Here is a 21,381-nt window from a genome sequence, read left to right on the forward strand (position 1 = left end):
CGGCGCAAAGGACCTCAGGGCGAATGCCCTGCGTAGCCGCGCAGCGGCCGAATGAGGGCCGTGCCAGCGCCGAAAGATCGCGAACACTCTGTTATCTCAACACCATCGGTCGAAACTCTCGCCGCGCTTGGAATCGCCGGATCTTTCGGCGCGACCTCATGAAATATCCGGGCTAGGCTGGGGTGCTGTTTCGCGCATGACAGCGCTGAATCGTCATCGATGCAGCTTGCGATGTACCACTGTGTGGCCGGCGACACTTGAGCCCAAGGCGCGCAGCACCTACCGTGTGCCAATCGAACAGCCGGGGCAAGCTGATGCGCACACTGGAAGTCGATGTCGCTGTAATCGGCGCGGGAACCGCGGGCATGAACGCCTATCGCGCAGCGCTAGCCCACACCGATCGCGTCGTGCTGATCGAAAGCGCGCTCTACGGGACTACGTGTGCCCGGGTCGGCTGCATGCCCAGCAAGCTGCTGATTGCCGCCGCCGAGGCCGCCGCCAACGTTCGGCTTGCGCCAACCTTCGGCGTGCACGGAGGCGATCCGGCGATCGATGGGCCAGCGGTGATGCGGCGATTGCGGCATGAGCGCGATCGCTTTGTCGGCTTTGTGGTGGATGCCGTTGAGGCCTGGCCGGAGGCGCACCGGTTGCGCGGAACTGCATGTTTTGCCGATCGCCACACCATCCGCGTGGATGATCAGATCGAAGTACGTGCCGGCCGCACGGTGATTGCCAGCGGCTCGCGGCCCAGGAAACCCGCCGAGTGGAGCGCCGCTATCGGCGAGCGTTTGCTGGTGAATGACGATGTGTTCGAATGGCAGGATCTGCCCAGTTCGCTGGCGGTGATCGGTGCTGGGGTGATTGGCATCGAGCTGGCGCAGGCCCTGCATGCCTTGGGTGTACGGGTGCGCCTGCTGGGTCGCTCCAAGCGCTTGCTACATCTCACCGATCCGCAGGTGGCTGAGTGCGCGCGACAGCTGACGCATCAGCACCTGCCCTACGTTGACGATGCCCAACACCTGCAGTTTCAGCAGGTGGCCGACGGCGTGCGTGTGGGCTGGATGCAGGGCGGCGCCCAGGTTCACGAGGAGTTCGAGTATGTGCTGTGTGCAATTGGTCGCGAATCCAACCTCGACGCCCTGAATCTGCAAGCCATCGATCCGCCGCGCGATGCCCAGGGGCGGCTGCTGGTCGATCGAGACACTTGCCAGCTCGGCGATACACCGATCTTTGTCGCCGGCGATGTGCATGCGCTGACTCCGATCCTGCATGAGGCCGCTGATGATGGCCGGATTGCCGGCGAGAACGCCGGACGCTGGCCCGACCTGCGCGCTCATCCGCGCCGCGTGCGGCTCAACATCGCGTTCAGTGATCCACAGGCAGTGATCGTCGGTGACGGCTACGCAGAATTGCAGGCCAAGGGCCAAGCCTTCGCCTGCGGCGCCGTCAACTGGTCCGATCAAGGGCGCGCCCGGGTAATGGCGCGCAATGCCGGGCTGCTGCGCGTCTACGGCGATTGCGCCAGTGGCCTGTTCCTGGGCGCGGAAATGTTGGGCCCGAATGCCGAACATATCGGCCATCTATTGGCCTGGTCATTGCAACAGGGCCTGACGGTAGAGCGCATGCTGGACATGCCGTTCTATCATCCGGTGTTGGAAGAAGGCCTGCGTACCGCCTTGCGCGAGCTGCTGCGCGAGCTGCGCATGGGGCCGGCGCCAGCGAGGCGTGGACTGGACTGTGGCCCGGGCGCATAGCCCATAGTTTCGCCGTTTTGGCCGGGCCGCCTGTCATGTGAATGAAACTTGTCAGCGCGATCGTTTCCGCCTATGGTCAAGACCTGCGCCAGCGGAGCTGCCTATGACTACGGGACTTGCCAGCGCGCAAGACGGCATTGATATAAATGAACGTTTTCAACAGGTTCGCAAGCAAAGCTTGAGTCTTGTCGAGCCGTTGAGCGCAGAGGACTGCGCCCTGCAGTCGATGCCCGAGGCCAGTCCTGCCAAGTGGCATCTGGGCCACACCACCTGGTTCTTTGAACAGTTCGTACTGCGGCGCTACCAGCCGGATCGGCCTTGGTATGCCGAGGGCTGGGATTACCTGTTCAATTCCTATTACCAAAGCGTCGGGCCGATGCATGCGCGGCCGCGGCGCGGTGTGCTGAGCCGACCTGCGCTGGCCGAGGTGCTGGCCTATCGCCAGCGGATCGAGGCCGAGGTCAGCGATTTGATCGCCGATCGGCCGCAGGATATCGAGCTCAGCCGCCTGATCACTTTGGGTCTGCAGCACGAGCAGCAACATCAGGAGCTTCTGCTCACCGATATTCAGCACTTGCTGTGGTGCAATCCACTGCAGCCGGCATATCGATCGCGTCCGGTGGAACCTGTGGCTGGAGCGAAGGGTGGCAATGAGCTGGACTTTGTCGCGCGCTCGGAAGGCTTTGCCGAGATTGGTAACGAGGGTATCGAGTTCGGCTTTGACAATGAGTTTCCGCGGCATCGTGATTGGTTGCCGGCGCATGCGCTGGGCAATCGCTTGATCACCAATGGCGAGTATCGACAGTTCATACAGGAGGGGGGGTACCGAAGCGCCGCCCTATGGCTGTCCGATGGCTGGGCCACGGTGCAACGTGAAGGATGGGATCGACCACTGTACTGGGCCAAAGACCTCGCCAGCAGTTTCACCCTGCTCGGTGAGATCGAGCTGGATGACGCGGCGCCGGTGTGTCATATCAGCTTCTTCGAGGCGGATGCCTTTGCGCGCTGGGCCGGTGCCCGTTTGCCGACCGAGCAGGAATGGGAGGTGGCTGCCGCTGCACAGCCGGTGCGTGGCAATTTCCGACAACGCGGCAGTCTGCGGCCCTTGCCGCACCAGCCGGTACGGGGAGCAGTCGGACAACTCTATGGCGATTGCTGGGAATGGACAGCCAGTCCCTATGTCGGCTATCCGGGCTTCAAGCCACTGGCCGGTTCGCTAGGCGAGTACAACGGCAAATTCATGTGCGGGCAATGGGTGCTGCGCGGCGGCTCCTGCGTGTCGCCTGAAGATCATCTGCGAGCCAGCTATCGCAATTTCTTTTATCCCGCAGATCGTTGGCAATTCATGGGTCTGCGCCTGGCCAAGGACTTGCCATGAATGCCGTGATGCCCCTGATCGATCTTCGGCCACCGGTCGAGGACATGTTGAGCGAAGTGTGCCGCGGCCTGGCGCAAACGCCGAAGCGGATTTCTTCGAAGTATTTCTACGATGCCCGCGGCTCGGCGCTGTTCGAGCAGATCTGTGCCCAGCCCGAGTACTACCTTACCCGTACCGAGCTGGGCATTCTGCAGCAACAGATCGGTGCGATCGCCGAGGCGCTGGGGCCGGATGTGCTGTTGATCGAGTTCGGTAGCGGCAGCGGCATCAAGACCGAACGCCTGCTGCGCGGCATGCGGACCCCCGTGGCCTATGTGCCGATCGATATCTCGCGCAGCGCGCTCCGCGCCAGCGCCGAGGCGCTGCGTCAGGCCTTGCCCGGCGTGCCGATCATTCCGGTTTGCGCTGATTTCACCCAGGCTCTGTCACTGCCCACGGCACCGCGGCCGACGAAACGGCGAGTGTTGTTCTTTCCCGGCTCGACGCTGGGGAATTTCTCGACAGATGATGCACTGGCCCTGCTGCGCCGCATGCGCCAGGTGGTAGGCACTGGCGGCGCGGTGTTGATCGGTCTCGACATGAAGAAATCGGTTGAACGCCTGGAGGCAGCCTACAACGATGCCGCCGGGGTGACCGCCGAATTCACCCTGAACCTGCTGGTACGCTTGAATCGTGAGCTGGGCGCTGATTTTGCAGTTGATCGGTTCCGCCACCGGGCGCGCTACAACCGTCTGGCCGGGAGGATAGAAACGCATCTGCTCAGCCAATGTCGACAGCAGGTCAGCCTCGACGGTCAGCGCTTTGAGTTCGCTGCCGGCGAGGCGATGCTGGTGGAATACAGTGCCAAGTACGATCAGACCGATGTCGAGCGCATGGCGAGCAAGAGTGGTCTGGCGGTTGAACGCGTATTCAGCGACGCCGAGGGTGATTTTTCGCTGCAGCTGCTGAGCGCAGTCTGATCAGCAGCGCCGCGCTAACAGGCAACTTTGCCTAAGGCTCAGCGCGGCGCCGGGCTGCCCTGGTAGACGCCGGCTCCGCAGATGTCGCTGCCGATACGGCGCAGGAACAGGCGCTTGGACTCCATTCCGCCGGTCTTCGGATTGAGCCAGGGGTACTCGATTTCGCCGTGCTTCTGCCCTTGCATGTCGCGCATTGCCTGTTTGGCGATCTCGCCGACATGACCGAGCTTGAAGTGATCGGCGCGTTTGCCGATGACGCTGTTGAAACCACCATTGGCGACTACCACGCCATCAGCATCGACGCAGAGCACATACAGATCACCCGACACGAACGGGCCGTCTCGATCGGAAATATCGCTCAGCGCCTGCTGGCGCGGTGTGCTGGCGAAATGCGCCTCAACCCGATCCAGCAATTCGGCTGGGCTGGGTGATTGAGCGAACCCAGTGGCGGGCACGCTGGCGGCGAGCAAGATGAGACCCAAACGCATGGCGGCAGCCTGAAAACGAGGGCGCGTAGGCTAGCGTAGTGCGTGAACGACATCCGTGAAGGGCGTTGGGGATTTGATCTTCGCTCAGACCTCGTGCGCAGCCTGCAGGGCTTCGATCACCTGACGCCCATAGCGTTCGAGCTTGCGGTCGCCGACACCGGCCACCGTGGCCAGTTGCTCCAGGCTGAGCGGCTGCTGCTCGGCGATCGCGCGCAGCGTGGTGTCGTGGAAGATGATGTAAGCCGGCACGCTTTGTTCGTTGGCCAGGCGCTGGCGCAGTGCGCGAAGCTGTACGAAGCGCCGCTCGGCCGCTGGCGATGACAGCTGTGGTGCGGTTCGCTCAGTCGCCGGCTGCTTGCCACGGCTGCGCAGTCGGTCGCGTCGCAGATACACCGATTGCTCGCCGCGCAGCACCTGGCGACTGGCTTGCGTCAGTCGCAGTCCGGCGATGCCATCGCCGGTGCTCTGCAGCAGACCGGCCGCCAACAGTTGGCGGAAGACGGAACGCCAGGTGTTGGCGTCGTGCTGCGCGCCGATGCCATAGGTGCTGAGCCGGTCGTGGCCGAAGTCGCGAATCTTGGCCGTGTTGCCGCCGCGCAGGATGTCGATCAGGTGCGCTGAACCAAAGCGCTGGCCGCTGCGGTAGACGCAGCTCAGCGCCTGCTGTGCTTCGCGCGTGGCGTCCCAGGTTTCCGGCGGTTCCAGGCAGTTGTCGCAGTTGCCGCAGGGCTGCGGATAGGATTCGCCGAATGAGGCGAGCAAGAGTTGGCGCCGGCACTGGGTGGTTTCGACCAGGCCGAGCAGAGCATCGAGGCGACGACGCTCGGCCCACTTGCGCGCTTCGCTGGCCTCGGATTCGTCGATCATCCGGCTGAGGTTCACCACATCGGCGAGGCTGTAGCACAGCCAGGCCTCGGCCGGCTCACCGTCGCGGCCGGCGCGGCCGGTTTCCTGATAATAGCCCTCGATGCTCTTGGGCAGATTCATATGCGCAACAAAGCGCACATCGGGCTTGTCGATGCCCATGCCAAAGGCAATCGTCGCCACCATCACCAGGCCTTCCTCGCGCAGGAAGCGGCGTTGGTGCTCGGCGCGCAGCTGGCTGTCCATGCCGGCGTGATAGGGCAGGGCGCGAATGCCGCGCGCGCACAGCTCGTCGGCGGTGCGATCGACCTCTCGTCGCGACAGGCAGTAGACGATGCCGGCCTCGTCGCGGTGGCCAGCCAGAAAGTCAAACAGCTGGTTCAGGCCGGTGCGTTTGACCTCGGCGCGGTAGCAGATGTTGGGGCGGTCGAACGAGCTGAGGAACACCTCGGCCGATTCGAGATTGAGGCGTTCGATGATCTCGGTGCGGGTGGGTAGATCGGCGGTGGCGGTGAGCGCAATGCGCGGCACCTCGGGCCAGCGACGGTGCAACACGTCGAGCTGTCGGTATTCGGGCCGGAAATCGTGACCCCATTGCGAAACGCAATGTGCCTCGTCGATGGCAAACAGGGCGATCCGAACCTCGTCCAGCTGTTCCAGGAACGTCTGGCTGAGCAAGCGCTCGGGTGCCACGTAGAGCAGATCAAGTTCGCCTTTACGCAAGTGACGGGTTACTTCGCGCGCTGCTTCTGCGCTAAGTGATGAGTTAAGAAAGGCAGCGCGCACGCCGAGCTGTTGCAGCGCTTCGACTTGATCCTGCATCAAGGCGATCAGCGGGCTGACCACGATGGCGCAGCCCGGTCGGGCCAGGGCTGGCAACTGATAGCACAGTGACTTGCCGCCGCCGGTGGGCATCAGCACCAGGCAATCGCGCCCCGCGACCAGTGCTTCGATCACCGCCTGCTGCTCACCGCGGAAGGCGCTGTAGCCCCAGGTGTGCTGGAGCAGATCGAGCAGGCGTTGCGGCTGGGAACTATCGGGCATCAGGTAGGCAGGCAGGCGACCGCACAGGCGCCGCGAACAGAGCTAGCGGGCTGCGCAGTATGAGCCCTGGGCGGACAGGTCGCCAGCGTGGTGCCGGCTTCAGGGTCGAGTATGGGGTGCGCCTTGGGCGCACCGGCGGGCGCCAACCCGTGCGACGCGCGGTGCGTCCAGGACCTGTCGTGAGCCTGTCGAACGGTGCACCCTGTGTCCAACGTCTGGCGCGCCGTTACTCCAGCAAGGAACGCAGCATCCAGGCGGTCTTCTCATGCACCTGCAGGCGCTGGGTCAGCAAGTCTTCGGTCGGTTGATCGGCGGCCTTGTCGGTGGCCTTGAAAGCCTCGCGGGCGGTGCGGCAGACCGCTTCGTTGGCCAACACCAGCTCGGTGACCATGCCGCGCCAGTCGCCGGCGGCGATGTCGGCGGCATTGTCGTCGATGCTGCTGAGGCGGGCGAACTCGCGATACGAGCCCGGCGCGCGCTGGCCGAGGGCGCGGATGCGCTCGGCGATGTCATCCAGCGCCTGCCACTGCTCGGTGTATTGAGTCTCGAACATCAGGTGCAGTGTATTGAACATCGGCCCGGTGATATTCCAGTGGAAATTATGCGTCTTCAGATAGAGTGAATAGCTGTCGGCCAGAAGTCGCGACAGGCTGTCGGCGATGGCTTGACGGTCGCCCTTGCTGATGCCGATATCGACCGGCAACGACGTCGGTTTGCTGGCCTTCTTGCTGGCTTTGGCTTTCGACTTCGACATAAGACTGGCTCCTGTTGGTTGAAAGCTGCGGAATGACCGCGTGCGGGGAACCCATTAAACTCTCGGCCCGCTGGGCTCGATCTGACCAAAGTCAAGTTCAGCGGGCGGCGAACGCGCTCCTCGCCGGAGCTGAGCCATGCAACACGGCTTGGGAGAAGACTAGCCTCCCGCCGACCAAATGTGAAATTGATTGAGTAGACGGCTTCGATAGATGAAGGCAATGGATCAGGCCGTGCGCCGCGAGCTGGGGCGCGCGCGGCGCGATATCGAGCAGGGCTTGAGCCGCGACCGTGGTCGTTTGCATCGGCTGTGGTCGAAGTGGAGCGAGCGGCCTGAAGAGGCGGCTCGGCGCCAGGCTTTCGAACAGCTGCTGGAGGGGTCGAAGGCGGCGCGACAACGGCGCGTGGCGGCGATGCCGGCGATCAGGCTGGCCGACGATCTGCCGGTCAGTCGCGAAGCCGAAGCCATCATCGAGGCGATCCAGCAGAATCAGGTGCTGGTGGTGGCCGGCGAAACGGGCTCGGGCAAGACCACCCAGCTGCCGAAACTGGCCATGGCGGCCGGCTGTGGCGCGGCCGGCATGATCGGTTGCACGCAGCCGCGCCGTATCGCCGCGCGCTCGGTCGCGCGTCGTGTCGCAGAAGAACTTAACGCAGAGTTAGGTTCGGTGGTCGGGTTTCAGGTGCGCTTTACCGAGCAGGTGCGCGAGGACACCGTGGTCAAGTTCATGACCGACGGTATTCTGCTGGCCGAGATCCAGAGCGATCGCTATCTGTCGCGCTACGACACCCTGATCCTGGATGAGGCCCACGAGCGCAGTCTGAACATCGACTTTTTGCTCGGCTATCTCAAAGGCCTGCTGCGCAAGCGGCGGGATCTGAAGTTGATCGTTACCTCGGCCACCATCGATACCGAGCGCTTTGCCCAGCACTTCGAAGGCGCGCCGGTGATCAATGTCGAGGGTCGCAGCTATCCAGTTGAGCTGCGCTATCGGCCGCTGGAGGCCGCTGGCGAAATCGAAGATGAAAGCGGTGAAACGGTGCGTGAAGCGCGCAGCGTGACTGAGGCGATCGTCGCCGCCGCCGATGAAATCACCCGCGAAGATCCGCACGGCGATGTGCTGATCTTTCTGCCCGGCGAGCGTGAGATTCGCGAGGTGCACCGGGCGCTGGAACGCCGCCTCTACAAGGCCACCGAAGTGCTGCCCCTGTACGCGCGGCTGTCGGCGCGCGATCAGGATCGGGTGTTCCGCCCAGGGCCGGGCCGACGCATCGTGCTGGCCACCAATGTGGCGGAAACCTCGCTGACCGTGCCGCGAATTCGCTATGTGATCGACCCCGGCCTGGCCCGGGTGAAGCGCTACAGCCCGCGACAGAAACTCGATCGCCTGCATATCGAGCCGATTTCGCGCGCCTCGGCCGATCAACGCAAGGGGCGCTGTGGCCGCGTGGCGGCTGGTGTGTGCTATCGGCTGTACAGCGAGCCCGACTACTTAGCACGGCCTTTGTACACCGACCCGGAGATTCGCCGCTCGGCGCTGGCCGGGGTGATCCTGCGCATGCTGTCGCTGGGCCTGGGGCAGATCGATCGCTTCGCCTTTATCGACGAGCCGGACAGCCGGGCGATTGCCGAGGGCTGGCAGCAGCTCGACGAACTCGGTGCGGTCGACAAGCAGAAGCAGTTGACCGCCACCGGTCGTGCCATGGCCAAACTGCCGATCGACGTCAAGCTGGCGCGCATGCTGATCGCCGCGGTGGAACTCGGTGCTGTCAGCGAGTTGCTGATCATCGCCAGCTTTCTCAGCATTCAGGATCCGCGTGAGCGCCCAGTCGAGGCGCGCGGTGCAGCCGATAGCGCGCACGGGACATGGGCCGATGAGCGCTCGGAATTCGTCGCCATCCTGAATTTGTGGAAGGCGTATCAGCATGAGCATGCCGAGCGTACCCAGAGCGGCTTGCGGCAGTGGTGCGAGAAACATTTCCTCAGCTTCTTGCGCATGCGCGAGTGGCGCGAGCTGCACCGGCAGTTGCTGTTGCTGGCCCAGGAGCAAGGCTGGACCTTGAGCGCCGAGGCTGCCGACTACGCCGCCCTGCACAAGGCGATCATCTGCGGTGTGCCGATGCAGATCGGGCAGAAGAACGACAAGCATCTGTTCGACGCGCCGCGCCAGCGTCGCTTTGCCGTGTTCCCCGGTTCGCGTCTGGCCAAACGGCCGCCGAACTGGTTGATGGCTGCGGTATTGCTCGATATCCACAAGGTCTATGCCATGACCGTGGCCAAGATCGAGCCCGAATGGGTGATCGAACAGCTGCCGCATCTGCTGTCGCGCAAGCATTTTGACCCGCACTGGTCGCGTGCCCAGGGCCGGGTGGTGGGTTTCGAGCAGATCAGTCTGTTTGGCCTGCTGCTGCAGGCCAAGCGACCGATCCACTATGGCGGCCTGTATCCGCAGGAAGCGCATCAAATCTTCGTCCAGCAGGCCCTGGTGACCGGCGAGATCAATACCCGTCTGCCGTTCATCGAGCGCAACCTGAAGATGCTCGACAAGGCGCGGGAAGAAGAGGCTAAGTTGCGGCGGGTCGGCCTGGTGGCCGACGAAGAGTGGCAGGCGCGCTGGTACCTCGATCGCATCCCGCCCGAGATCAATAGCGCGGTGGGTCTCGATGCCTGGCACAAGCGCCTTAACGCACAGCTTAGCCAGGCGCTGGAATGGAATCTGGCCGATCTTCTGCCCGGTGAGGGCAGTGAGCAAGATCGCTTTCCCAAGTTCTGGCCCTTGGCCGAAACTCGGCTGCGCCTGCACTACGCTTTTGAGCCCGGCCAGGGTGCCGATGGTGTGACCCTGGAGGTGCCACTGCACCTGCTGGGCGCCCTGGATGAGGCGCGGCTCAGTTGGCTGGTGCCGGGCTTCGTTGAAGACAAGGCGACCGCGCTGATCCGTGGATTGCCAAAGCAGCTTCGACGAAATTTCGTGCCGGCGCCGGATTTCGCCCGCGCGTTCGCCGAGGCCTTCCCGCAGCCCGGTGCCGATGCTCTGGTGGGCGAACTGGCACGCTTTCTGCGTCGCCTCACTGGGGTGGAGATCCAGGCCAGTGACTTCGATGAGGCAGCGGTAGCCGAGCACCTGCGCATGAATCTGCGCCTGCTGGCGCGCGACGGCCGCAAGGCGCTGGCTGAGTCACGCGATCTTGCCGTTCTGCGCCAGCGCTTCGCCGAGCAGGCCGAGCGCGCGTTTGCAGCGCGCGTGGCCAAGGGCATGGAAGCGCTGGGCCTGATCGATTTCCCAGAGCAAGGCGTGCCCGAGCAAGTGGTCGGTGAAGCAGGGGTGCCGGCGTTTCCGGCCCTGGTCGATCAGGGAGAGTCGGTGAGCCTGCAGGTGCGTGCCGATCGTGATGAGGCGTCAGCGTTGCACGCGCAGGGTGTGCGGCGACTGATGCTGCTGGCCTTGGCGCCGAAGATCAAGCAGGCGCGCAAGCAGTTACCGATCGACCCCAAGATCGGTCTGTTGTACGCCGCCATCGAGTCACAGGAGCGCCTGCGGGGCGATCTGGTCGAGGCGGCGGTGAATGCGCTGTGTGCAGATGGTCTGCAAGCGATCCGCACGGCCGCCGCATTTGCGACGCGCCTGGACGAGGTGCAGCGCAACCTGTTTGCCGCTGCGGTGGAGCGCTTGCGTTTGGCCGAGCAGGTGCTGGCCCAGTACGCCGAGCTGAAGCCGCTGCTGGAGCCGGAGCTGGTCGGCTTCGCCCGGGCCAACTTCGATGACCTGCGCGCGCAGTTGCAGGGACTGATGCCGCCTGGCTTCCTGCGCGACACACCGGCCGAACACCTGCAGAGTTTTCCGCGCTATCTGAAGGCGATGCGCCTGCGGGTCGATCGACTGAACAATGATCCGCCGCGCGATCAGCAAAAAATGCTGGAAGTTCAGCCGTTTACAACCGCGCTGGAGCGGCTGCCGGCGGATCGGCCCGGCCGCTCAGAGCTGCGCTGGGCGCTGGAGGAATTGCGCGTGTCGCTGTTTGCACAGGAGCTGGGCACCCGCGAGCCGATCTCGACCAAACGGGTGGCCAAACTGCTGGAGCGATTGCTCGCCGACTGAGCTGGCAGGTCGCGTGGCGAGCGACTACTGGATGCGCTTGACCTTGACGCTGCTGTTGTAACCTTCCACCTGCAGGAACCAGGTATCCAATACGCCCGGCGAGATCGTCACCGTCGGCGACTGCAGCCTGACCACGAAGCTGGCGCCAGGATCGGTCGATTGCCAGATCTGGCCGTTTTCCAGCGTAAACGTGGTCTGACCGCGCCAGCCGGTGAATTCGCCCGGGATGCGCGAAACGATATTGCCGCCCTTGCGCAGGCTCGATTTGCTCAAGCCTCGAAGATCAGGTGCCTGAGCGGCTGCTGCCGCCGTGGTGCCCTTGCTACGCAGCCAGTCATTGAGGGCGCGCAATTCAGCCTCGCTGAGCTTGTCGAGGCCCGCCGCCTTGAACTCCGCGGCGCTCATTCGCTCCTCCAGCGAGGAAAACGACTGGGCCGACACAGTGGCAGAGAACAGCATAGCGATCAGCAGGGGCGCGAAACGAAGCACAGGCGATCTCACAGTCAGTGGCGTGGGTCGCGGAATTGTACCGGCTGATAACCGAAAATGCTCCGGTGGTCAGGGGATAGCGCGTATTGTTCACGTTTCACCCAGCCAATCGACTAAAATCGCGCGACGGTGCTACAACGATGCCGCGTCCGTCCTTGGGCGCGGTGCGTAGCCCCACCACAGAGTCAGATTCGGAGTAGTTCTTAGTGTCCCAGCGAATTTCACCCCGCCGTCGCATGGTCGAAGCCATTGCCGTCGCTCTTGCCGCAGCCCCCCTGGCGGTCAGTGCGGCCAACCCGTCGGCCAAGCCTGTGGTGAGCGAATCTGCTCCGATGATTTGTTCAGGCAAGGAATCAACCGGAAGTCTGGCGCTCCAATACACGCCGTTTGGTTGGGCTCTGGCCGAAGTGGGTGATGACCCGAAGTCGGCCTGCAACATGAAGCTGACCACGGCGAATCTGCATGTCTTGTTCCCGGGTGACGGCGACAACACTGTGCTGCTGGAGTCGGCGCCGGTGTTCTCGCTCGCAGCCAAGCAATTCAGTCTTGAGTTTGTCGAGCCGGTACTGTGTGAGAGCTACTATCCGGTCGAGAGCCCCAATCTGCTATCGCTGCAGCTGACTGGCCCAGACGGTGCCGTGCAAACCGTGCGCGGTGTGTCGGCGCTGAACTATTCCTTGCCGGTGGCTGGTCAGGCCTCAACGGGGCGACTGTCGCCGGTCATGGCCAACGGCAGCTTCGGCCCCTGGGTGCAGTGCTACGGCGTGCCCTACACCAGTCTGGTGGTGGGCGTGCCTGACGTTCCGGCGTCGGACGCAACCGCAACCGATCTGGTGTTTGCCGCCGGGTTCGAGGATCAGGTCGCGCCGGCAATGCGTTCGGACCTCAAGGTCGAGATTCTGGATGGGCCGGTCGATACCCCCACCGCCTTCCTCACTCGCAACCTCACCAAGACGGTCAATATTCCGTTCCAGTACTCGATTCGAGTGCGCAATATCGGTATGGCCGCGGCCAACAACGTGCGCCTGAAGGAGTTCGTGCCGACCACCGGGCCGCTGACCCCGCTGGTGCAGGCGCAGGCCTTCACCTGCGTTGATCGCGCATCGGGAGAAACGATGGCCGATCCGGGCACCACCTGCGCTGGCGGCACCGGCGTGCTCAACGCCAGTGGTTTCAGCGTGCCGGCGGGCGGGTCGCGTACCTACACTCTGACTCGCAACGTGCCGAGCGGTACCACTGGGCAGAAGTCGGTGCTGGCCGCAGGGCTGTTCTTCGATCCGCAAGATGCGGTGGGTCAGGGCGATGTCGCCACCAATGACAATTCCGCCGCCGCGGTGATCAATCTGATCGAGAATCAGGCGCCGACGATTGCCTGCGTCAGCAACCCGGGGGGCAGCCCTATTGGCGCCACCATCAATCTGACCGAAGACGATCCGACCGCTCCGCGCAACTTCCTGTGCACCCTGGTCGATCCTGAAACCGATCCGCTGCACCCGACCACGCCGTTCACCGCGACCAGTTCGAATCAGAATCTGATCAGCAACGCATCCCTGTTGGGCAGCCCGACCGGCAATCAGTGGCCGCTGAGTATCGGCCCGCAAGCAGAGACCTCGGGCTCGGCGATCATCACCCTGACGTCGCAGGACGACCGCGGTGCGACGCGTGCCGTGAACGTCACGGTCAACGTCAGCAATGTCAATGATCCGCCGGAAGCGTCGCTGCTGCACAACGATCTGAGGCTGAGTTCGGCCGGTGATTTGCCGCGCGATTCGGGCAACCAGTTCGTGCCTGCCACCCGCACCGGCTGTCTGTCCTTGCCGGATGGTCAGGGCGAATGTCAGATTGAGATCGTCGACTTCTTCGCTGTCAGTCCGGGGCCGAACGAGACCAGTCAGACGCTTACCCCGAACGCGGTGAGCTGCGTCAATGAGGGCGGCAGCCCGATTCCGGAGGCAGTCTTCACCGCCATGCCGACCGCTTTGGTGGGAGTGCCGCCGGTCACCGGGGCGTTTAATCTGCGCTTTACCTATGCCAAGAATCTGCCTGCCAACACACAGATTCGTTGTACCTTTACCTTCCGCGACAACGGCTCACCCGTGGAAAACTCGGCCACCGGTGCTGCTGCCGAACTGCTGTTCACCCGTTGGGCCAGCTCCTGATAGCGGCCTGATTCTCATCGAACCCGCAACGCCGGAGCTCGCTCCGGCGTTGTTTTTTCTACACTGCTCCGGTGAAACGTTCCGATACCGCCGTCATCCAGTTTCAGCATTGGTGTCAGTCGCGACCGGCCGAGGCGCCGGCGTTGCCGCCACCGGTGCTGGCCTGGATTGAACAGCAATTGGCTCAGGTCCCGGCGGATCAAGGGCTGGACCGAGAACAGAGCCTGGTCCAGACCCTAAGCATCCTGGATGAGCTGGGCGGCGATCGTGACACCTTGATTGCCGCAGCGATCTACGGATTGGCTACCGCGCCGCCGGAGGCCGAATGGGCCAAGGGCAGTGTGGAGAGTCTGATCCTGGGGCAGGCCGAGGCCGAAAAGGTCTGGTCGATCTACGATCAGCGCAGCGCCTCGGCTGGCACGGAAGGACTGCGTCGTCTGCTGCTGTCGATTGTGCGCGATGTGCGGGTGGTGTTGATCCTGCTGGCGCGGCAGCTGGTGCGGATGCGCGATGCCGGATCGCTGCCTGAGGACGAACGTCGACGACTGGCGCAGCTGACTGCCGACATTCATTCGCCGCTGGCCAACCGCCTGGGCATCTGGCAGGTCAAATGGGAACTGGAGGATCTGGCCTTCCGCCACCTTCATCCAGACACCTACAAGCGCATTGCCAAGTTACTCGATGAGCGTCGCATCGATCGCGAGCAGTACATCGAGAGCTTCAAGCAGCGTCTGCGTGAGGCGCTGAAGGAAGCCAATCTGAAGGCCGATGTGGCTGGGCGGCCGAAGCATATCTACAGCATCTACAAGAAGATGCAGCGCAAGAACGTGCCGTTCAGTGAGCTGTACGACATCCGCGCGGTGCGGGTGATGGTGAACGACATTGCCAGCTGCTATTCCGCACTCGGCGTGGTGCATGGGCTGTGGACGCCGGTGGCCAAGGAGTTCGATGACTACATCGCGCATCCCAAGGGCAACAACTACCGATCGCTGCACACCGCGGTGCTGGGGCCTGAGGGCAAGACGGTCGAGATCCAGATCCGCACCCACGAAATGCACGCCCAGGCGGAACTCGGTGTTGCGGCGCACTGGCGCTACAAGGAAGGCGGTCACGCCGATGCCGAGTTCCAGCGCAAGATTGCCTGGATGCGCCAGCTGCTCGACAACAACGCTTCCGACGAGGAAGCGCTGGCTGCCGAACTTAACGCTGAGTTGGTGGAAGATCGTGTCTACGCGCTGACCCCGCAAGGCCAGGTGATCGATTTGCCGAACGGTGGCACTGTGCTGGATTTCGCCTATCACGTGCATACCGAAGTTGGCCATCGTTGTCGCGGCGCCAAGGTCAACGGCCGCATCGTGCCGCTGACCTATGCGGTGAAGAGTGGCGAGCGGGTGGAGATTCTCACCGGCAAGGTGTCCGAGCCGCGCCGCGACTGGCTGTTGCCGCACAACGGCTTCCTGCAAAGCTCGCGTGCTCGCGACAAGGTGCGAGCCTGGTTCCGCCGGCTCGATTTCGAGCGCAATCTGGCCGAGGGCAAGGAGCTGCTGGAGCGCGAACTGAAGCGTCTCGGCCTGCATCAGAGCGACCTCGGCTCGATTCTCGCGCCGCTGCGCTTTCAGCGACTGGAAGATCTGTACGTGGCGGTGGCCCTGGGTGATGTCGGGCCGACCCAGGTGGCGCGTGCCCTGCATGAGCCCAAGGCCGAAGCACCCGCCAAGCCTGCGCATACCCTGGCCAAACCGCCCAAGCCGGCGACCGGCTTCACCATCGAGGGTGTGGGCAATTTGCTGACGCAAATGGCGCAATGCTGTCAGCCGGTGGCCGGTGACCCAATCGTCGGCTATCTCACCGTCGGGCGTGGGGTCAGCATTCATCGCGAGCAGTGCAGCAACTTTGAGCACCTGGCCTCGCAGCACCCGGAGCGGGTGTTGCCGGTGGAGTGGGGCGGCAAGGCCGGGCAGAGCTTCCGAGTCGATCTGCGCATTCACGCCTTCGATCGCAAATGGCTGCTGAAGGACATCACCAATATCATCGGCACCAGCAATGCGCATATTCTCTCCCTCGACAGCCATGTCGATGATCAAAGCGGCAATGCCGAGCTGCGCATGGCGGTGAAGGTCAGTGACTACGATCAGCTCGGCAGCCTGCTCTCCAGCCTGTCGGCGGTGCCGGGCGTGTCCGGCGTCGAGCGCGCACGTTAGTCGACCCGGCGCCGACGTCGGCTGGTATGCTGCGAGAAACCGGGCCAGCCAGGGCAAATCGGCTGCCGGGTAGGATGCTGTCGCGTTGGATGCCCCAGGGGTGAGGCACCGCGACCCGATGCCGCTAGAGGCGCCCAGCCATGGAAATGCAACACGAATGATCGAGGTGCCGGGGTACCGAATTCTCAAGCCGCTGGGGCGCGGCGGCATGGCCAGCGTCTATCTGGCCATCCAGGAATCGGTGGATCGCGAAGTCGCATTGAAAGTCATGGCGCCGACCCTGCTGGGCGACCCGCAGTTTGGCGAGCGCTTTCTGCGTGAGGCGCGTATCGCGGCCAAGCTGCGGCATCCGCACGTGGTGCAGGTGCACGACGTCGGACGCTTCGACGAAATCCACTACATGGCCATGGAGTACCTGCCGGGCGGATCGGTGGTCACCTCCGGGGCCGGGCCGCGCGGCTTGCGCTATGCGCTGCGAGTGACGCGGGAAATCGCCTCCGCGCTGGGCTATGCCCATGCTCGTGGTGTGGTCCATCGTGACATCAAGCCCGATAACATCCTGTTGCGCGAGGACGGTGCGGCAGTGCTGACCGATTTCGGTATCGCCCGCGCCAACGACAACGTCCGCATGACGCGCACCGGCTCGATCATGGGCACCCCGAGTTACATGAGCCCGGAGCAGGCGCAGGGGTTCGAGATCGACGGTCGTGCCGATCTGTACAGCCTGGGGATCGTGTTCTTCGAGCTATTAGTGGGACGGTTGCCGTTTGCCGCGCAGGATTCGATTTCGGTCGGGGTCATGCATATCACCGCGCCAGTACCGCAGCTGCCGCCGGAACTGAACTGGCTGCAGCCGTTGCTCAATCGCCTGCTGGCCAAGGAGCCGGCGGCCCGGTTCCAGAGCGGCAGCGATCTGGCGCAGGCGCTGGCCGATATTGAATCGCGATTTACCCCGAGCCCAGTCAGTGTGCCGAGCGGGCACAACAGTCAGTCGACCACCAAGGTGTTCGAGCCGGATGCAGACGCCGCCGACACCGAGCCGACCCTGGGGCAGATTGATCCCGACCTGCTGGCTGCAGCGGCAGCGCGGCGCAGCGGTTCGCGACGCACTCGGCGCCAGACTGGCGGCCCGCGGCTCTGGCTGTGGGGCGCGCTGTTGTTGGTCGGCGGCGGTGGCGCGGCACTATGGACCTTTCAGGACCAGCTGCGCGAGGCTCTGCTGCCACGGACCAAGGTCGATCTCGATCTGGAAAAGGCCGAGCAGGCGTTTCGCGAGGGACGGCTGGCCCAGCTTGACGGCACCGAGCCGGGTGCCGCCGAGCTGTATGAGCAGGTGCTGGCCATGGACCCGGAAAACCAGCGTGCACTGCAGGGTCGTCAGCGTCTTGGCACACAGTGGATGGCGCGTGCCCGCAATGCGATTGCCGCCCAGCAGTTCGCTGAGGCCGAGCAGGCCCTCAACCAAGCCAAGCGTTATGTGCCAGCGGCGCAGACCGATGCCCTGCAGGCGCAGCTGCAAACGATATCCGTCAGTGAACAGGAGATTGGCCAACTGCTCGCCGCCGCCGATGCCGCCCTGCGTTCCGGCCGCATTGATCAGGGTGCCGACAGCGCCCTGGCCCTGTATGCCCAGGTGCTCAAGCTGGCGCCGGAGAACGCCTTGGCCAAGGCTGGGCAGGGTGATGCACTGATCCAGCTGTTTGAGCGCGCCGCGACGCTGTCCGAACAGGGAGAACTGGAGGCCGCCGAGCGGGTCTTGGATCGCATCGCCGAAGTGGAGCCGGCCAATCTGAAGCTGCCCGATGCCCGGGCCAGAATTGCCGAGCAACGACAGGCGGGCAGCGTCGCGCTGAGCAAGGAATTGGAACGCGCCGAGCAGTTGTTGCGCCAGGGCCGACTGAGCGGCGCGCTGGCTCTGTATCGCTCGGTGCTGGAGAAGGATCCGAACAACAGCAGCGCCAAGGCAGGCGTGCAGAGCATCGTCAGCCAGCTGCAAAGCCAGATCGATCGTGTCCTGGGCGATTTCCAGATCGACCGTGCCGATGCTCTGCTGGCCACCATGGCCGATGCTGGCGCCAGCGGTGGGCAAATCGCCGCCACCCGGGCCCGGATCAGTGAGGCGGCCGAGCGTGCCGCTCAGCTGAACTCAAGGATGAGCGCCGATCGGGATCCGGCCCGACTGAACCAGATGTTGCAACAGGCGGAGCAGGCGATGTCGAACGGCCAACTGTTCGCGCCGCCCGGCGAGTCGGCGTTCGATCTGTTCAGTCGGGTGCTGAGCGCCGATCCCAGCAACGCCTTGGCTCGCGCCGGACGCGATCGTCTGGCCGGAGAGGCCAAACGTCGATTCGAGGAGTCGTTGGCGGGTAGCCGCTTGAGCTCGGCGCGCGGCTATGTCGAGGGGCTGGAGAGCTACCGGGCTGACGACCCCGGTCTGCCGGGCATGAAGCGGCGACTGGCCAGTCTGTATCTCGGGGATGCCCGGCAGCGGCTCGAGCGCAATGAGTTGCAGCAGGCGCAACGCTCGCTGAACTATGCCCGCGAACTCGACCCCAACAACCCCGACTCGGTGGAACTGCAGGCCCGGCTGGATCGGGCCGGCGGATAGTCGGGCGATGGTGGTCGCCTTCTTAACATGCCGATTGGGTGAGTCGGTGGTAGGAAGGCGAAGCACCGGCCAATCGTGGTCAACGCTGGCTGAGTTTGCCGAAGCCAGCCGGCCTCCACGGAGCGCAAGTCGATGCCCCTGGGCCGTCGCTCAGCGCGTACCCAGGGCGCGGTGCACGGCGGCACGTGCGGCAGCGAAGCCGAAGTGTCGCTCAACATTGGCCAGGCCGTTGGCAGAGAGCTGATTCCACAGCGTCTCATCCTGGTACGCCTGGACGATGGCTTCGGCCATCTGAGCCGGATCATCGCCGATCAGCACGTCTTCCCCCACCCGCAGGTGCATACCTTCCATCGCCATGCTGGTACCCACCACTGGCTGGCCATAGCTCATGCTCATATTGACCTTGCCTTTGACGCCGGCACCGTAACGCAGCGGTGCAACCGCCAGGCGGCAGCCATCGAGATAGGGTTCGATGTCTTGAACAAAGCCGTGGAAGCGAATGCCGGGCAGATCACCCACCGCCTTCAGGTCGGCCGGTGCCTTGCTGCCAATGATGTGGAATTCCACCTCAGGCAGTCGCTCGCGTACCCGTGGGAAAATCTCGCGACTGAACCAGGTCACTGCATCGATATTCGGCGGGTGTTGAAAGCCACCGACAAACATCAAATCCTTGCGCTCGGCGAAAGGCCGCCGACAGCCGAACACTGGATGCACATTGGATAGCACGTCGACGGCAGCGGCCGGTGCCTCCTTGGCCAGCAATGCCTGCTCAACTGGACTGACCACCCAGGTTAGATCCACCTTGTTGATCAGGCCAAGCTCTTTCCTACGCGTTTCAGCGGCGGTCTTGCGCAGGTCATCGCGGTCGGCCAGATCGGCAGCGCGTTGTTCACGCAGATAGTGCAGGTCCACGGTGTCGAACACCAACCTGGCGCGCGGTGCATGGCGTCGGATCAGCTCGTAGAAATTGCTCAGCACGTAGTGACGCGAGACCACGATGCAGTCGAATCGCTTGCCGTGCTCGGCGAACCAGCTCACCGGTTCGGCCATGAACGGATGCCATAGCACTTCGACGCCGAGTTGCTGCAATTGCCCGGTGTAGCGCTCGACCCAGGCACGGTTCTCGGCAAAGAAGGTCACCGCGCAACCGTCCTCAACCAGCAGGCGGAACAGATTGGTCAAGCGCACCGAGCCCGAATCCTGATCTGGCTGCGGCGTGGTGGCATCAATCACCAGCACTTGCTTGCGGCAGCGGTGCTGGCGGGCGATCAGGATATCGGTGCCGGGTGCCGCATGCGTTTTTAACACCTCTTTCCAGCGTTCCAGGAACTTGCTCTGATTGATCACCTGGTAGCGCTTGGTGCCGCTGGAAGTGTCGGTGCCCGAGGTCACACCTTCGAAGTGCACCACCACCGACTTGGGTTGATAAAGCACGCGCAGGCCGGACTGCCGCACCCGCATGGCGAGATCGGTATCCTCGTAGTAGGCTGGCGCATAGTGCGCATCGAAGCCCTGCAGCTGTTCGAACAAGGCGCGCGGCAGGGCAATGGCGGCGCCTGAGCAGTAGTCGACCTCACGCACGAAGTTGTAGCGCGGATCGGCCGGATCATCGAAGCGGCCGTAGTTCCAGCCCGAGCCATCGGAGAACACAATGCCGCCGGCTTCCTGCAGGCGGCCATCCGGGTAGACCAGTTTGGCGCCGACCAGGCCGACTCTGTCATGCTGCTCGAAGGTGGCCAGCAGGGCCTCCAGCCAGCCCGGCTGTACGGCCGTGTCATTGTTCAGGAACACCACGTACTCGCCGCGGGCGCGCGCAGCGCCGGCATTGCAGGCGCCGATAAAGCCGAGATTCTGCGGGTTCTTGTGAAACACCAGGCCGGGTATCTGCGGCAGCAGCTCGGCGGTGGCGTCACTGGAGCCATCGTCGACCACGATGACTTCGAAGGCGTCACGATCGGCGCAGGCCATCAGCGCGCGCAGACAGGTCAGGGTGTGCTGCAGCTGGTTGTACACCGGCACGACGACGCTGGCGCGCAGCGTTTCGCTGTGCGCTGTGAAGCGAATGTCTTCGATACCCGAACTTTGTTCGGGCACGCTGAGCGCCGTCTTTGGCTGCGGCGGCCGAAACTCCTGTCCCAGTCGACGCATGCTGCCGGCCACGCCGCGCGTCTTCAGGCTGCGCTTGGCGCGATGACCAAGGCTGCCGGCGCGGCCGATACTGAAGCGGGCGCGTTCCGCCAATCGCTTCAGAATCCGCCTGCTGACGCGAATGGGAGCGGTAATCTTCCACGAGGTGCTGGACAGGATCTCGTTGCGCTCGCGCTCGAATTCGTCGCGCTGCAGCTCCAGTGACTCTACCCAGCGCTGATGCTCGCCCAGGGTGTGCTGGAGCGCTTCGATTTGACCCAAGGCCGATTGCCTGGCCTGTTCCGCAATCTGATGTGCCTGTTCGGCTTCCAGCCGAGCGTGCTCGGTACGTTGCCAATCTGCTCTTGTCCGCTCAACCTCACGTTCCAGCGAGCAGGCCCACTGCAGACGCGAATCCGCCAGCGTCGATTGCTCGCGTGCCCAGGCGCCGCGCCGG

The 21,381-nt window shown here is 63.9% G+C and carries 12 protein-coding genes; 7 read left to right on the forward strand and 5 right to left on the reverse strand.

The genetic code is table 11. The annotated features are described in order from the left end of the window. Positions 1-314 precede the first annotated feature (314 nt). The 3 genes from IFO71_RS15340 to egtD all read left to right on the forward strand — a co-directional run bounded on the left by IFO71_RS15340 (position 315) and on the right by egtD (position 4,091). Positions 315-1,754: a dihydrolipoyl dehydrogenase gene (locus IFO71_RS15340; protein WP_192030536.1), complete on the forward strand. Its 1,440-nt coding sequence runs from the start codon at positions 315-317 to the stop codon at positions 1,752-1,754. Between the two features lie 103 nt (positions 1,755-1,857). Continuing rightward, positions 1,858-3,132: an ergothioneine biosynthesis protein EgtB gene (egtB, locus tag IFO71_RS15345; RefSeq protein ID WP_192030537.1), complete on the forward strand. Its 1,275-nt coding sequence runs from the start codon at positions 1,858-1,860 to the stop codon at positions 3,130-3,132. Beyond that, a complete protein-coding gene (egtD, locus tag IFO71_RS15350; RefSeq protein WP_192030538.1) occupies positions 3,129-4,091 on the forward strand; it encodes an L-histidine N(alpha)-methyltransferase in 963 nt (320 codons plus the stop codon). The genes egtB and egtD overlap by 4 nt, the downstream gene beginning before the upstream one ends. Positions 4,092-4,129: 38 nt before the next feature. On the opposite strand, the gene IFO71_RS15355 is transcribed toward egtD, so the two are convergent. The 3 genes from IFO71_RS15355 to IFO71_RS15365 form a co-directional block, all read right to left on the reverse strand. Beyond that, on the reverse strand, positions 4,130-4,579 hold the full coding sequence (locus tag IFO71_RS15355; protein WP_192030539.1) for a cache domain-containing protein: 450 nt from the start codon (positions 4,577-4,579) through the stop codon (positions 4,130-4,132). Between the two features lie 84 nt (positions 4,580-4,663). Beyond that, positions 4,664-6,487: a DNA helicase RecQ gene (gene recQ, locus IFO71_RS15360; RefSeq protein ID WP_192030540.1), complete on the reverse strand. Its 1,824-nt coding sequence runs from the start codon at positions 6,485-6,487 to the stop codon at positions 4,664-4,666. A 226-nt stretch (positions 6,488-6,713) separates the two neighbouring features. Further along, a complete protein-coding gene (locus tag IFO71_RS15365) occupies positions 6,714-7,241 on the reverse strand; it encodes a Dps family protein (RefSeq protein WP_192030541.1) in 528 nt (175 codons plus the stop codon). Between the two features lie 211 nt (positions 7,242-7,452). On the opposite strand from IFO71_RS15365, the gene hrpA reads away from it, so the two are divergent. After that, the gene (gene hrpA, locus IFO71_RS15370) at positions 7,453-11,340 is read left to right on the forward strand and encodes an ATP-dependent RNA helicase HrpA (protein WP_192030542.1); all 3,888 of its coding nucleotides are present in this window, start codon (positions 7,453-7,455) and stop codon (positions 11,338-11,340) included. Between the two features lie 24 nt (positions 11,341-11,364). Here hrpA and IFO71_RS15375 read toward each other — a convergent pair whose 3' ends face one another. Beyond that, complete coding sequence (locus IFO71_RS15375) at positions 11,365-11,745, reverse strand: hypothetical protein (protein WP_192030543.1); 381 nt, start codon at positions 11,743-11,745, stop codon at positions 11,365-11,367. A gap of 290 nt (positions 11,746-12,035) precedes the next feature. Here IFO71_RS15375 and IFO71_RS15380 point away from each other — a divergent pair, with 290 nt between their 5' ends. The 3 genes from IFO71_RS15380 to IFO71_RS15390 all read left to right on the forward strand — a co-directional run bounded on the left by IFO71_RS15380 (position 12,036) and on the right by IFO71_RS15390 (position 18,797). Next, positions 12,036-13,988, forward strand: a complete 1,953-nt coding sequence (locus tag IFO71_RS15380) for a hypothetical protein (RefSeq protein WP_192030544.1) — start codon at positions 12,036-12,038, stop codon at positions 13,986-13,988. A 71-nt stretch (positions 13,989-14,059) separates the two neighbouring features. Further along, complete coding sequence (locus IFO71_RS15385) at positions 14,060-16,189, forward strand: RelA/SpoT family protein (protein WP_192030545.1); 2,130 nt, start codon at positions 14,060-14,062, stop codon at positions 16,187-16,189. 157 nt (positions 16,190-16,346) lie between these two features. Then, entirely contained in the window at positions 16,347-18,797 is a 2,451-nt protein-coding gene (locus tag IFO71_RS15390) for a serine/threonine-protein kinase (protein WP_192030546.1), read from the forward strand. A 150-nt stretch (positions 18,798-18,947) separates the two neighbouring features. On the opposite strand, the gene IFO71_RS21960 is transcribed toward IFO71_RS15390, so the two are convergent. After that, positions 18,948-21,050 carry a glycosyltransferase gene (locus IFO71_RS21960; protein WP_332309384.1) on the reverse strand — a complete coding sequence of 701 codons (2,103 nt, stop codon included), beginning with the start codon at positions 21,048-21,050 and terminating at the stop codon, positions 18,948-18,950. Positions 21,051-21,381: the final 331 nt, after the last annotated feature.

Source organism: Pseudomarimonas arenosa (genome assembly GCF_014841215.1).
Classification (GTDB): Bacteria; Pseudomonadota; Gammaproteobacteria; order Xanthomonadales; family Xanthomonadaceae; genus Pseudomarimonas; species Pseudomarimonas arenosa.